Below are 12,010 nucleotides of genomic sequence, written 5' to 3'. Positions count from 1 at the left end.
CGGACCGACCGGTTCAGCGCGTCAGCGAATCGGCGAAGGAGCCGAGGCCACCGGTGACCGCCTCATGCATCTCATCGCGGGTGATCGTGGGGTCGCCGTCGCCGGCCTGGGCGCCGTAGTCGCCGAACGAGGCGTGCGAGGCGCCCTCGATCTCGACCATCTCCGCGTCGGCGGGGAGCAGGTGCCGGGCGTCGGCGATCTTCTGCGGGGTGGACAGGCCGTCGTCCGTGCCGGCCAGGCTCAGCACCGGCAGATCGGTGTCGGACAGGTCGCCGGAGCAGTACGACGCGAACAGCGCGAGCGCATCGGCGTCCTCGGCGAGCTGACACGCGCGCACCCCGCCCAGCGAGTGGCCGCCGACGATCCAGGTGTCCACGTCGGGGGCGAGGCCGGTGAAGGAATCCAGCGGCCGCGGATCGAAGAAGGCCAGGTTCAGCCAGGGCTTCGTGATGACGACCGTCACTTCGTCCTTGGCCACCATGCCCGCCAGGATCGCCGCGTACGCCCACGGATCCACCTTGGCACCCGGGATGAACACCAGACCCGTGTCCGATTCCACTGAAGTGGGGGAGAGGACGATCGCGCCCGGCCCGTCCGCGATGCGCACCCGCTCGTCGGCGCGGACGGACGCCAGCGGCTCCGGTTCTGCGGCCATCACGCCGATCTGGCTCCACACCACGACGCCGATCACCACCACGACCAGCAGAGCGCCGATCGAGCCGAGGACCCAGTTGAGCACCCGGCGCCGACGTGGGCGCCGCGGCGTGGCGGCGGTGCCGGCGACGGGCTCCACAGCCTCGTCGTCCGGCACCGTCGCGCCGGCAGGATCGGTCAGGAGAGGGCCCTCTGCCGTGCCTGCACCAGTTGCTGAACGCGGAAGAACAGCGGGTGGTCCGGCTCGAGCCCGGTGACGGATGCCGTGAAGGTCGCGGCATCCTGCTCGCGCAGCAGCCGCTGCAGGTCGACGGACTGCGGGTCCTCCGCGTCGTCGAACTCCAGTGCGGCGCCCACGGCAGCCAGCAGGGCGTCGACCGATAGACCGCGCTCCGCCGCCTCGGCAGCAGGGCCGATGAACCGCTCGTGGCGCGAGAGCTTGCGCAGCGGCTGTCGCCCGACCCGCCAGACGGTGTCGGGCAGGGCGGGGTTGGCGAACCGCCGCAGGATGGTCTCGCGGTAGTCCGTGAGGTCGTCGGCATCCAGCCCGTGCTTGGCCGCCAGCAGTGCGGAGGTCTCCTCCAGCGCCCGCGCGACGGCCGCGATGATGACCGAATCCGACAGCGCTGCGGCGATCGTGTCCACGCCCGCACGCGCACCGAAGTACGCCGTCGCCGCGTGCCCGGTGTTGACGGTGAACAGCTTGCGCTCGATGTAGGGGGCGAGGTCGCCGACGAAGTGAGCGCCGGGGATCGAAGGCAGGTCGCCCTGGAAGGGCGGCGCCTCGATGGCCCACTCGAAGAACGGCTCGACCGTCACGTCCACCCCGCCGCCGGCCGGCTGGCCCGGCACGATGCGGTCGACGGCCGTGTTGGCGAAGACGGCGCGACCGGCGATGGCATCCCACGCGTCGCCTGCCTGCGCGCGCATCTCCTCGCGCAGGAGATCGGTGGCGTTGATGGCGTTCTCGCACGCCATGACGATCAGCGGCGGGAGAGCCGGGTCGCGCGTGCCGAGGCCGGCCACGATGTGGGGCGCGACGAAGCGCAGCACGGTGGGACCGACCGCGGTCGTCACGATGTCGGCGGTGGCGATCTCGTCGACCACCTTCTGGGGGTCGGTCTGGCTGTTGACGGCACGGAAGCCCGTGACCACCTTGTCGACCCCGCCCTCGCCGACCTCGTGAACCGTGTAGGAGTCGGCGGCGTTGATGGCGTCGACGAGGTCGCCGGCGACGTCGGAGAAGACCAGCTCGTAGCCGCCCTCGTGCAGCAGCAGGCCGACGAAGCCGCGACCGATGTTGCCGGCGCCGAAGTGGACGGCCTTCATGATTCGTTCACCGCCGACAGCAGGGTGTAGAGCTCCTCGGGCGACTGGGCCTGCTTCAGCTTGGCGACCTCGTCATCGTCGGAGAACAGCAGCGCGATCTGCGAGAGGATCTCGAGGTGCTCGTCGCCCTTCCCCGCGATGCCCACGACGAACGTGACCGGGTTGCCGTCCCAGTCCACGCCCCCGTCATAGCGGACGAAGGACAGCGCCGAGTCGAGGATCGTCTCCTTCGTCTCGTTGGTGCCGTGCGGGATCGCGAGCTCGTTGCCCATGTAGGTGGAGACCGTCTCCTCCCGCTGCTGCATCGCATCGAAGTAAGCGTGGGTGACGGCCCCGGCGGCCTCCAGGATGTCGGCGGCCTCCTTCATCGCGTCTTCGCGGCTCACCGAGCCGGAGTGGATGCGGACCTGTCCGACGTTCAGCACGTCCCGTGCCATGTCTTACCCCTTTCATCGGTCGGATGCCGTGGCATCCGTGTTCACTGTCTCAAGTCGGGGCGGGACATGACGACCTCTTGCGCGCCCGACGGAAAAAGGCCACGGGGCCGGGGGCATCGCGCCGCCCGGCCCCGCAGCGGTCTGTCACGCGCGGTCGTGCTGGTCGCGCACCATCTCCACGACCTCGTCGTACTTCGGCGAGTTCATGAAGTTGTCCACCGACACGTGGATGGCGTTCGGCGTCTGCTTCCGCGCCCGGTCGGTGAGCTGATTCTGCGTGATGACCAGGTCGGCGGAGGGGTCGAGGTTCGCGATCGCCTTGTTGACGACCGTGACATCCTCGATGCCCGCCTTCTTGATCTTGTTGCGCAGGACGCTCGCGCCCATGGCCGAGGAGCCCATGCCCGCGTCGCACGCGAACACGATGTTGCGCACCGGCTTGACCGCGACGGCGCCGCCGTCCAGGCGACCACCGGTCTCCGCCTCGGTCTCGAGGCGGTCCACCGCCTGCTCGCCCTCGCGCACGGACTCACGGTCGTTGCGGCCCGAGGCGCGCAGCGCATCCATGGCAGCCGACGTCTTGCCCTTGTTCGCCTCGGTCTGCGAGACCGCGGAGGCGAACTTGTCGCCCTCGGCGAGCAGATCGCGCTTGCGAGAAGCCCGCAGGATGAGCGACGCCACGATGAACGTGACCGCCGCCGAAAGGATGACGGACAGGATGACACCGACGTAGCTGTCGTTCGCCGTCTGTGCGAGCACGGCGATGATCGAGCCCGGTGCCGCCGGCGCGCGGAGGCCGGCGCCGAGCAGCATGTTCGTGGTGACACCGGTCATGCCGCCCGCGATGAGCGCGACGATCAGCACCGGCTTCATCAGGGCGAACGGGAAGTAGACCTCGTGGATGCCGCCGAAGAACTGGATGACGGCCGCGCCGGGGGCCGACGCGCGAGCCGCGCCGATGCCGAAGAACGTGAACGCCAGCAGCAGACCGAGGCCGGGGCCGGGGTTGGCTTCGAGCAGGAACAGGATGGACTTGCCGGTCTCGTCCGCCTGGGCGATGCCGAGTGGCGTGAGCACGCCGTGGTTGATGGCGTTGTTCAGGAAGAACACCTTCGCCGGCTCGATGAGGATGCTCGTCAGGGGCAGCAGGTTGGCCTCGACCAGCCAGTCCACCGCGTTGCCGAGCACATCCATCAGGCCGTTGACCAGCCACGCCACCGGGTAGAACCCGACGATGGCCATGACGAAGCCCCAGATGCCCGCCGAGAACATGTTCACGAGCATCTCGAAGCCGGCGCGGATCTTGCCGTCCCACAGCTTGTCGAGCCACTTCATGGTGTAGGCCGCGAGCGGGCCCATGATCATGGCGCCGATGAACATGTGGATCTGGCCGAGCGGCGCCACACCCTCGGGGAGGGTCGCGTTGAACTGCGCGATGAGCTGGTCGGAACCGGCGATCGCGCCCATGACGGCGATCGAGCCGACGACCGCGCCGCGCACGCCGTAGACCATGTGGCCGGCGGTGTAGGCGATGATGATCGGCAGCAGGTAGTGGATGAACGGACCGACGATGGTCGCGAGGTCGGCGTTGGGGGTCCAGCCCACGTCGATGAAGAACGCGGTGAAGATGCCCCACGCGATGAGCGCGGGGATGTTCGGCATGATCATGCCGGACAGGAACGTGCCGAAGCGCTGGACTCCGACACGCGCCTTGCTGCCGCCCTGGGTGGCGGGGGCTGACGCAGTCGTCATTGCTGTGTCTCCTTCTCTCGGGTAGCGGCTTGCTGCGCCGCGAGGCGTGCCCCCGCCGCGTCGTCGGCGGTGAGGGCGGCTTCGGCGATGCGCTGCGCATCGCCGAACGTGTGGGTGAGCAGGCTGGCGCGCACGTCGGCCAGCGCGGTGGGCGCCATCGACAGGGTCGACGCGCCGAGACCGACGAGCACGACCGCCAGCAGCGGATCGGCTGCGGCCTCGCCGCAGATGCCGACGGGCTTGCCGGTGGCCTGCCCCGCGGCGCCGACCTCGCGGATGAGGCGCAGCACGGCGGGGTGCCAGGGGTCTTGGAAAGCTGCCACCGAGCCGAGCAGACGGTCGGCGGCGAGGGTGTACTGCGTGAGGTCGTTCGTGCCGATCGAGGCGAAGTCCGCAACGGCGAGTGCCTTGTCGGCCATGAGGGCGATCGAGGGGACCTCGACCATGATCCCGGCCATCTTGAGGTCGTAGTCACGGGCGAGCTCGGTGAAGTACCGTGCCTCCTCGACCGTGGACACCATCGGCGCCATCACCCACACGTCGGCCTCGGTCGCGGCATCCGCCTGCGCCAGCGCGGTCAACTGCTCGCGCAGGATGTCCTCGCTGGCGCGCAGGGCGCGCAGCCCGCGCAGGCCCAGAGCGGGATTGTCCTCGTGGGCGTCGTTGAGGAAGGCCAGCGGCTTGTCGGCACCGGCGTCGAGCACGCGCACGACCACCTTCTTGCCGGGGAAGTGCCGCAGCAGCTGCGTGTACGTCTCCCGCTGCTGCTCCACGGTGGGTGCGGAGCTGGAACTGAGGAAGAGGAACTCCGTGCGGAACAGCCCCACGCCCTCCGCTCCCAGCGCGACGGCCTCCTCTGCCCCCTCGGGCTTGCCGAGGTTGGCCAGCAGCGGCACGGGCGTGCCGTCGGCGAGGGCGCCGGGGGTGATGGGGGCGGATGCCGCGGACGCGCGGGCGTCGGCACGGTGCTGTGCACGGGCGAGATCCTCGGCGGAGGGCTCGCTGACCACCAGACCTGCCGCCGCATCGACGATGACCGTGTCGCCGTCGGCGAGGTTCGTGGCGCCGGCAGCGCCCACCACGGCCACGATCGCCTTCTCTCGGGCGAGGATCGCGGTGTGCGAGGTCGGTCCGCCATCGCTCGTCACCAGCGCCAGCACCTTGTCGAGGTCCAGCAGCGCGGTGTCGGCCGGGGCGAGGTCGCGGGCCACGAGCACGAACGGGTGGCCGGGGTCGGGCACGCCCGGAGCGGGAACGCCCTGCAGGTGGGCGATGACGCGCTGCGCGACGTCGTCGAGGTCGGCGGCGCGCTCGCCGAGGTAGCCGCCCATGGCCGTGAGCTGCTCGCGGAACGAGGCGAAGGCGTCGAACACGGCGTACTCGGCGGTCTTGCCCTGCGCGATGCGGGCGTCGACCTGCTGCAGCAGCGCCGGATCCTCCGCCATCATCGCCTGCGCCTCGAGCACGTCACGGGCGGCGCCGCCGGCGTGCGCGCCGCGCTCTTCGAGCTCGCGTGCGACGGCAGCCACCGAGGCGCGGGCGCGGTCGCGCTCCTCCTCGGCAGTGCGCTGGCTGGCCGCGTCCGACGGCGGGGGCAACGGCTCGGACATGCGGGCCACCGGGCCCTGCGCCACCCCCAGGCCGATTCCGACTCCGCGCAGCTCGGTCATCTTTTCTCCTTCGTCGTTCATCAGGCGTCGTGATCGGTGGCCAGCAGCTCAGCCAGCTCATCGAGGATGGCTTCGGCTCCGTCGCCGTCGGCCGTCAGGGTCACGTAGTCGCCGCGCTCCACCCCGAGCGCGATCACCCCGAGGATGCTGGCGGCGTTGGCGGCCGCGCCGGCATCCTTCGCGATGGTCACGGGGATTCCGGAGTCCTTCGCCGCCTGCGCGAACATCTTCGCGGGGCGGGCGTGCAGTCCGTTGTTCGAACCGACGCGCACGGTTCGTGTGAGTGCAGTCACAAGGTCTCCGTCTCTTTGAGGGCGTCTTGGACGAAAGCGAGCGTGCGGCTGCCGTCGTGGTCGCTGAAGATGTCGTCGGGGAGAAGCACCACGGCGGTACCGCGGGGCTCTGCCACCCGTCGGATGTCCTCGAGTGCGTACGTGAGGTGCGGGCCCACCAGCACGACGTCGGCCGAGTCGAGATCGATGGTAAGCGATTGCTCCGTACCCGCAAAGGCGGCGTAGGGCAGACCACGGTCGTGTGCGGCGTGGCGCACCCGTTGCGCGACGAACGTGCTCGACGCTCCCGCTGCGCACACCACGAGGATCCTCATCGACCTGCCTTCCTCCGGCCATTGTGGTGAATCCGCTGGGAGTGGACAACCAGGGTTGCTTCCGCAGGGGCGGAAGGTGGGGGCGTGGTTGACTGGGAGCCGGCGCCGTATTCGGGGAGATCCACGTGACCAGAGCAAGGCAGGACCGCCTCCTGGCACTGCTCACCCGAGACGGCGAATGGCGCACGGCGGCGACGCTCGCCGACTCCCTGGGGGTCACCCCGCGCAGCGTGCGCAGCTATGTCACTGCCGTCAACGCCCGGGTGCCGGGCGGCGGGGCGGTCGAATCCGGTCCGCTCGGGTACCGGGCAGGGCAGGAGGCGGGCACGGCGCTGCGGGCCGAGACAGACGCCGGCACCCCCCGCGACCGACTGCACGCCCTGGTGCGAACGCTGCTGGACGAGCATCAGGGCATCGATGTGTTCGAGACGGCGGATCGCCTGCACGTCAGCCCCGCGACGGTGGATGCCGATCTTGCGCGGGTGCGCGGACTGCTCGGGGGGACCGAGCTCACGCTCGAGCGCTCGGCGTCGCGTGCGCGGCTGCGCGGCACCGAGGCCGCCCAGCGGCGGCTGCTCAGCCGGCTCGCCCACGACGAGATGGATGCGGGCTCGTTCGACATCGAGGCGCTGCGCCGCACGCTCGGGACGGAATCCGTCGGCGCGCAGGCGTTCGGGCCGTTCAAGACCGAGCTCGTCGCCGGGCTCGGCGCGCTCGGCTACTTCGTCAACGAGCTCGGCATCGCCGACGTCGTCATGCACATCGCCATCGCCGCGGACAGGGTGGCGCGGGATCGGGCTCTGGAGGGCGCGGCATCCGACGACGACGAGGCGCGCGCCGAGATCGGCGCCCTCATCGACCGTCTGAGCTTCGCGCACCTGGGGGTGCAGCTCGGGGTGGGGGACGTCAGGCATCTGGCGAACCTGGTGCTCACCCGCGTCGTGGCCCCCGGCACCGCGCCCGACGATCGGGCCATGAAGCGGCTGGACCCCGATATCGAACGCGCCGTGCGGGAGGTGGTGATGGCGGCGGCGGCGGAGTTCCTCGTCGACATCGCCCACGAGGACTTCATCGTGCGCCTCGCCCTGCACGTGCAGAACCTGCAGCAGCGCGCGCGGGCGCAGGCGTGGTCGCGCAACCCGCTGACGCGCTCGCTCAAATCGACCTACCCGATGATCTTCGAAGTCGCCGTCTACATCGCCAGCCGCCTGGCCGACCGGCTCGACATCGCGCTGATGGACGACGAGATCGCCTACATCGCCATGCACGTCGGGGGGCGCCTGGAGCGCAGCCGCCGCGCCGACCAGATGCTCACGGCGACGATCGTCTGCCCCGGCTATTACGAGCTGCACGAGCTGCTGCGCTCGAGTGTCGACCGCTCGCTCGGGCAGGTGGTGGAGGTCGTCGGGGTGGAGACCCGCGTCGACCCCGACTGGGCGGGAATCCGCACCGACCTGGTGCTGACGACCATCGAGCCGCCGGCGCCGGGCGAGCGGATCGTGCGGATCCAGCCGTTCCTCACCGAGGCCGACGTGGAGCGTGTGCAGGCGGCGGCCGGCAGGGTGCGGCGGGGACGCCGCCTGGCCCGCCTGCGCGAGGAGCTGGAGCGGTACTTCTCGCCGACCGCCTTCGTGCGGGGGCTCGACGGCGAGGGCGGAGAAGAGGCGGTGATCCGTCGGCTCGGCGAGACGCTCGTGGCCGAGGGCATCATCGACGAGGGGTACGTGCAGCGCACGATCGAGCGGGAGGGTCTTTCGTCCACCGCGTTCACCGATGCGCTCGCCGTGCCGCACGCGATCGGAATGACCGCCACCCGCACCGCGATCGCGATCGGCATCGCCGAGCCGTCGATCGCGTGGGGTGAGGGCCGTGTGCAGGTCGTGGCGTTCACGGCGTTCTCCGAGGGCGACCGCGCCGCGTTCCAGACGGTGTTCGAGCAGTTCGTCGAGGTCTTCAGCGAGCGCGACAGCGTGCAGCGGATCGTGCGCCGCGGGACCGACTTCGCGTCGTTCCTGGATGAGCTGGTCGCCGTCATCGACGGCTGACGTCGGCGGCCGCGCGGGGTTCGGTCGCCGCGGTCGCCGCGGTCGCCGCGGTCGCGGCCTCGCCGCCTCGCCGGGGTATGGGTCGCGTGTCGGTTCCCGAGCCGGGTGTTGCGGGGTTTGGGTCGCGTGTCGGTTCCCGAGCCGGGTGTTGCGGGGTTTGGGTCGCGTGTCGGTTCCCGAGCCGGGTGTTTCGGGGGTTTGGGTCGCGTGTCGGTTCCCGAGCCGGGTGTTGTGGGCCTTTGGGTCGCATATCGGTTCCCGAACCCGGGTGATCGGGTCAGCGCGGTGGGTGGATGCCGAAGGCACCGAGCCGTTCACCGAGCGCCGCCGCGGTGGCCACGTGCGGCCAACCCCACCTCGCGAGTCGGCGTTGGGTGGTGCCGCGGATCCAGTCCTCTCGCTGCTTCTCCGCGTCGAACACGTCCGCGCGCGAGCGCCCGTCCAGCATCCCGCCGTCCTGATACTTGATGGTCCCGTCGAACTCCCCGAACGCGTCGGCGTCGTCGAGAGCGAAGTCGACGAAGTAGCTGCCCGAAGGTGAGGGCACGGCAGCCTGCAACCGGATCCGCCGGAAACCGAGCTCCACCAGCCGGATGCGACTGATCGTCTCACCGGGCAGATGCGCCCTTCCGTCGGCGAAATCCAGAACCCGCTCGGCGCGACGGATGCCGTGGGCTCTCGTCCGCGCGATCCCACGGACGCACTCACGGAACTCACCTGCACCGGAGAGGTCGTAGGCGCCGTCGCGCGGCGCGAACAGCGTGTGAAGCGCCGCGTCGGCCGACGTGGCCGCCTGCTCGAAGGACGCCGTCCGAGCCACATCGGCCACGGAGCGCGCCAGGTTCGTGCACAACAGGCCGGCGACCTCGACCACGTCGTGGTCGGGCTCGCCGCGGTGGCGCACCACGCCGTGGGCAGGCCCGGTGCGATCGGCATCCGCGATGACGTGCACCCGGTCGTGACTTGCGCGGTAGAGCGGCTGACCGAGCAGCGCGAGCGCCGTCTCGTACGCGAAGACCGGACGGCGGGCCGAGACGGCGGCCAGCGCGTGCGCACGGGCGACGATGCGCTGCTCCGGATAAGCCGACCGCCATCTGGCCGCATCGACGTAGATGCCTCGCCGCAGTCGCACCAGGCTCCCGCCCGCCGCCTCGGCAGCGACCCGGCGCGACGGCAGTCCGCGTGCGCGGAGATCGTCGAGGGTGAGCAGGGGGATGCCGTCGGTCATGGTCCGAGCGTCGTCCCCCCGGGCGCGCAAGTGCGACGGCGAAGTCCCGGATGGTGGACAGGTCGCGGCATCCCCGCCGTGTGGAGGAGGCGTCACCGCGCCCTTGGGTCGCGTGTGGGTTCCCGAACCGGGAAGGGTGGGGGTGACCGGGCCGGCGCCGTCAGCCGCGGCGCAGTCGCTCCTCGAGCCCGAGGCACACCGCCGGCCACTCGTGCGGGAGGATCGAGAACACCACGGTGTCGCGCAGCGTGCCGCCCGGACCAAGCCGGTGGTTGCGCAGCACGCCGTCCTGCTTCGCCCCGAGCCGCGCGATCGCCTGGCGCGACTGCCGGTTGTGCCAGTGGGTGCGGAACTCCACCGCGATCGCGGCGCACGCGTCGAAAGCGTGCCCGAGCAGCAGCAGCTTCGCCGCGGTGTTCACCGCTGTCCGCTGCGCCGACAGTGCGAGCCACGTGTAGCCGATCTCGACGTGACGGTTCGCCTGGTCGATGCCGCAGAACGTCGTCATCCCGACCGCGGTGCCCTCCCGCACGATCGCCCAGGCGTTCATCGTCCCGGCATCCTGCATCGCGCGACGTCGCGCGATCTCGTCGTCGATGCCGGCGGGCGTGGGGACGGAGGTGTACCACGTGTGCTCGAGCCCTGCGGATGCCGCCGCGAGGTCGGGCGCGTGCCGATCGTCCAGGGGCTCCAGGCGCACGTGGGCGTTCTCCAGGACGATGGGGTCAATCAGCAGCACGTTCCGAGCCTAGCGAGAGCGGCGGATCCGCTCCGGCGGGTCATCGCCCGTCGTGCATCGCCACGTCGGCGGCGGCGGCCGCAGCCACCGGGTCTTCGGCGCGGGATGCATCGCGCGCGGCCTGCACCGCCCGTCGCCCGACGGGAAGTCCCACCGCCGCAGCCACCACGACGAAGGTCAGGATGCCGGTGGCCACGAGCAGCACCTCGATGGCGACGACGTCGGCCAGCGGCCCCAGAACCGACATGCCCAGCGGCATCGCCACGGCCATGACGATGCCGACGAAGCCGAAGACGCGTCCCTGCCGCTCCGGCTCGACGGTCTCCTGCAGCAGGGTGAACGACGGCGTCGAGAAGAACGGAACGGCCAGGCCCACGAGGAACATGAACGCGAAGAAGACCCACACGTTGGGGGAGAGTCCCATCCCCACCGCCAGGAGGCCGAACACGAGCGCCGAGGTGACGATCATCCCGATGCGGCTGCGCTTGGCGAAGAACGAGGCGACGACGATGCCGCCGAGCATCATGCCCACGCTGAAGGCGATCTCGAGCACGGCGAGGTTCGTGATGTTCTGCTGCTCGCCGGCGTCGAAGGAGCGCACGAGCATGAGCGGGGTGAGGTTGGAGGGCGCCACCGTGAGCAGGAAGATGATCGCGAACAGCGCCAGCAGCCACCGGAGGAACGCGTGGTGAGCGACGTAGCGCACCCCCTCCACGAGGTCGGCGAAGTAGCCGGTCGGGGCGTCGGCGGCGCGGCGCACCGCGGCGACGGGCACGAAGGCCAGCAGCAGGATGCCGATGGCCGCGGTGACCACGTCGATGAAGAAGATCGGGATGAGCGAGGCCGCCGATCCACCCCACGCCGTCGCCGCCCACGCGAAGACGGCGCCGGCAGCGGCGGGCGCCAGCAGCGCCATCGCCGACTGGATCGACCCGTTGATCCCGTTGATGCGCATGAGGTTGCGCGCGGGGGTGATCTGCGGGATGAGCGCGGAGACCGCCGGGGTCTGGATGCCCGCGCCCGCCGAGCGGATCGCCAGGGTGAGGAAGATCAGCCACACCCCGTCGTACCCGGTCATCATGATGACGGCCAGCGCGAGCGTCGTCAGCGCGATCGCGGCATCGGCCGCCATGATGAGGTACTTGCGGTTGTGCCGGTCGGCCCAGACCCCGCCGAAGATCGACACGATGGCCTGCGGCAGGAAGCCGAACACCGCGGCGAGGGCCATGATGTCGCCGCGCTGGTAGGTCAGCGTGAGGTACCAGAAGACGGTGTACTGCACGAGCATGGAGCCGAACAGACTCACGGTCTGCCCGCCCAGGAACAGCACGACGTTGCGCAGCCAGTGGGCCGGATCCGCAGCCGCGTTCGCGGCCTCACCCCCAACAGCAGCCGCGTCCGTGCCCGCGGGCACCTCGACGGACGGCGCCTGCTGCGCCGACGCGCCATGGTCGTCATCGCCCCGCGGGGGCGCGTCGTCGTCGCGCATCTGCCGTCTCCCTGGTCGCCGCGTGCTCCTGCGGCACGGACATTAGCACGCACGACCGAC

General features: G+C 70.7%; 11 protein-coding genes. 1 reads left to right on the top strand and 10 read right to left on the bottom strand.

All coding sequences use genetic code 11. The features are described 5' to 3' along the window. Window positions 1-13 precede the first annotated feature (13 nt). The 7 genes from NQ165_RS11485 to NQ165_RS11455 form a co-directional block, all read right to left on the bottom strand. On the bottom strand, window positions 14-811 hold the full coding sequence (locus NQ165_RS11485; protein WP_257526493.1) for an alpha/beta hydrolase: 798 nt from the start codon (window positions 809-811) through the stop codon (window positions 14-16). A 20-nt stretch (window positions 812-831) separates the two neighbouring features. Beyond that, window positions 832-1,983 (bottom strand): mannitol-1-phosphate 5-dehydrogenase, encoded by a 1,152-nt coding sequence (locus NQ165_RS11480; RefSeq protein ID WP_257526494.1) that lies wholly within the window; start codon window positions 1,981-1,983, stop codon window positions 832-834. Then, complete coding sequence (locus NQ165_RS11475) at window positions 1,980-2,420, bottom strand: PTS sugar transporter subunit IIA (protein WP_257526495.1); 441 nt, start codon at window positions 2,418-2,420, stop codon at window positions 1,980-1,982. Before NQ165_RS11475 ends, NQ165_RS11480 begins: the two co-directional genes overlap by 4 nt. Before the next feature lie 144 nt (window positions 2,421-2,564). Further along, window positions 2,565-4,172 carry a PTS mannitol transporter subunit IICB gene (locus NQ165_RS11470; protein WP_257526496.1) on the bottom strand — a complete coding sequence of 536 codons (1,608 nt, stop codon included), beginning with the start codon at window positions 4,170-4,172 and terminating at the stop codon, window positions 2,565-2,567. Continuing rightward, a complete protein-coding gene (ptsP, locus tag NQ165_RS11465; RefSeq protein WP_257526497.1) occupies window positions 4,169-5,842 on the bottom strand; it encodes a phosphoenolpyruvate--protein phosphotransferase in 1,674 nt (557 codons plus the stop codon). Before ptsP ends, NQ165_RS11470 begins: the two co-directional genes overlap by 4 nt. Window positions 5,843-5,862: 20 nt before the next feature. After that, the gene (locus tag NQ165_RS11460; RefSeq protein WP_257526498.1) at window positions 5,863-6,135 is read right to left on the bottom strand and encodes an HPr family phosphocarrier protein; all 273 of its coding nucleotides are present in this window, start codon (window positions 6,133-6,135) and stop codon (window positions 5,863-5,865) included. Continuing rightward, window positions 6,132-6,449 carry a PTS sugar transporter subunit IIB gene (locus NQ165_RS11455; RefSeq protein ID WP_257526499.1) on the bottom strand — a complete coding sequence of 106 codons (318 nt, stop codon included), beginning with the start codon at window positions 6,447-6,449 and terminating at the stop codon, window positions 6,132-6,134. The genes NQ165_RS11460 and NQ165_RS11455 overlap by 4 nt, the downstream gene beginning before the upstream one ends. A 125-nt stretch (window positions 6,450-6,574) precedes the next feature. Here NQ165_RS11455 and NQ165_RS11450 point away from each other — a divergent pair, with 125 nt between their 5' ends. After that, the gene (locus NQ165_RS11450) at window positions 6,575-8,494 is read left to right on the top strand and encodes a PTS sugar transporter subunit IIA (RefSeq protein ID WP_257533519.1); all 1,920 of its coding nucleotides are present in this window, start codon (window positions 6,575-6,577) and stop codon (window positions 8,492-8,494) included. 277 nt (window positions 8,495-8,771) lie between these two features. On the opposite strand, the gene NQ165_RS11445 is transcribed toward NQ165_RS11450, so the two are convergent. The 3 genes from NQ165_RS11445 to NQ165_RS11435 all read right to left on the bottom strand — a co-directional run bounded on the left by NQ165_RS11445 (window position 8,772) and on the right by NQ165_RS11435 (window position 11,950). After that, window positions 8,772-9,722 carry a hypothetical protein gene (locus NQ165_RS11445; RefSeq protein WP_257526501.1) on the bottom strand — a complete coding sequence of 317 codons (951 nt, stop codon included), beginning with the start codon at window positions 9,720-9,722 and terminating at the stop codon, window positions 8,772-8,774. A 160-nt stretch (window positions 9,723-9,882) separates the two neighbouring features. Continuing rightward, on the bottom strand, window positions 9,883-10,461 hold the full coding sequence (locus NQ165_RS11440) for a GNAT family N-acetyltransferase (protein ID WP_257526503.1): 579 nt from the start codon (window positions 10,459-10,461) through the stop codon (window positions 9,883-9,885). Between the two features lie 40 nt (window positions 10,462-10,501). Then, a complete protein-coding gene (locus tag NQ165_RS11435; protein ID WP_257533517.1) occupies window positions 10,502-11,950 on the bottom strand; it encodes an MFS transporter in 1,449 nt (482 codons plus the stop codon). Between the last annotated feature and the right edge of the window lie 60 nt (window positions 11,951-12,010).

The organism is Microbacterium sp. zg.Y1084, assembly GCF_024623595.1.
Lineage (GTDB): Bacteria > Actinomycetota > Actinomycetes > Actinomycetales > Microbacteriaceae > Microbacterium > Microbacterium wangruii.
This window is presented reverse-complemented; position numbering and strand designations above follow the sequence as displayed.